Annotated in this window: 1 protein-coding gene; it reads left to right on the top strand. The window is 62.6% G+C overall.

Annotated elements, in window-relative coordinates; genetic code table 11:
• Nucleotides 1-1,551, top strand: a 1,551-nt coding sequence (gene tnpC / locus D0Z70_RS24400) for an IS66 family transposase (protein ID WP_119750790.1), incomplete at its 5' end; no start/stop codon positions are given.
• Nucleotides 1,552-1,576 lie beyond the last annotated feature (25 nt).

Here is a 1,576-nt window from a genome sequence, read left to right as displayed (position 1 = left end):
GTCGCCGCTGAAGTGGCCCGGATCAAGGCGATCAACGCCGACCTGGAAGCCCGCAACGCCCTTCTCGAACTGCAGAACGAGAAGATGCGCCGCACCCTTTTTGGTCAGCGATCCGAACGCACGCGCCATCTGCTCGACCAGATGGAGCTGACGTTCGAGGAGTGCGAGACCGCTGCCAGCGAAGACGAGGCGTTGGCCGCGTTGGCAGCGGCGAAGACCAACGTCGCACCGTTTGAACGCAAGCGGCCCGCGCGCAAGCCCTTGCCCGAACATCTGCCACGCGAGCGCGTTGTAATCGCTTCGCCCGATGCCTGCCCATGCTGCGGCTCGGATCGGCTGTGCAAGCTGGGTGAGGATATCACCGAGACACTTGAGGTCGTGCCGCGCCAGTGGAAGGTGATCCAGACCGTGCGGGAGAAGTTCTCCTGCCGGGATTGTGAGAAGATCACCCAACCGCCAGCGCCGTTCCATGTGACGCCCCGCGGGCTATTTGGCCCCAGCTTCCTGGCGATGCTGTTGTTCGAGAAGTTCGGCGCGCATCAGCCGCTCAACCGCCAGCGCGATCGCTATGCCCGTGAGGGCGTGGAACTGAGCCTTTCGACCCTGGCCGATCAGGTCGGCACCTGCACCGCTGCGCTGACGCCGCTCTATTTGTTGATCGAGGCGCATGTCCTGGCCGCAGAGCGGCTGCATGGCGATGATACGACAGTGCCAGTGCTGGCCAAGACCAAGACCGATACGGGCCGGATCTGGACCTATGTTCGGGATGATCGACCTTTTGGCGGACCGGCACCGCCCGCAGCGATCTTCCATTATTCCCGCGACCGGCGGGGCGAGCATCCTGTGGGCCATCTGCGCGGTTGGAGAGGCATTCTTCAGGCTGATGCCTATGCCGGCTATAATGCCCTGTTCCATGGCGACCGCCTGCCGGCGCCGCTGACCCGCGCCCTGTGCTGGAGCCATGCGCGCCGCTATTTCTTCGAGCTGGCCGATATTGCCGCGCAGCTCAAGAAGCGCCGCAAAAAGGCCGCCATCTCGCCGCTGGCAGTGGAAGCGGTCTGCCGTATCGACGCGATCTTCGACATCGAGCGCGCCATTAACGGCAGACCTGCACAGGAGCGCCTTGCCCTTCGGCAGGAGCACAGCGCACCGCTTGTTGCCGATCTGGAACAATGGATGCGGGAGAACCGGTCGAAGCTATCGAAGAACAACGATGTGGCTGAGGCCATGGATTATATGCTCAAGGCATGGCCTGCATTTACCGCCTTCCTCGACGATGGCCGTATATGCCTGACGAACAATGCGGCGGAACGGGCACTCAGAGGCATAGCACTTGGAAGAAAATCCTGGCTCTTCGCTGGTTCAGACCGCGGAGGTCAGCGCACCGCCTTCATGCTGAGCCTCATCGGCACGGCGAAGCTTAACGACATCGATCCGCAGGCTTGGCTCGCCGATGTGCTCAGCCGCATCGCCGACATCCCACAGAGCCGGCTCCACGAACTGCTTCCCTGGAACTGGCGCGTCACAGACGATCAACGCCAAGCGGCCTGATCTGCGTATTTCACCGGATGCATAC

Source organism: Sphingobium terrigena (assembly GCF_003591655.1).
Classification (GTDB): domain Bacteria; phylum Pseudomonadota; class Alphaproteobacteria; order Sphingomonadales; family Sphingomonadaceae; genus Sphingobium; species Sphingobium terrigena.
This window is presented reverse-complemented; position numbering and strand designations above follow the sequence as displayed.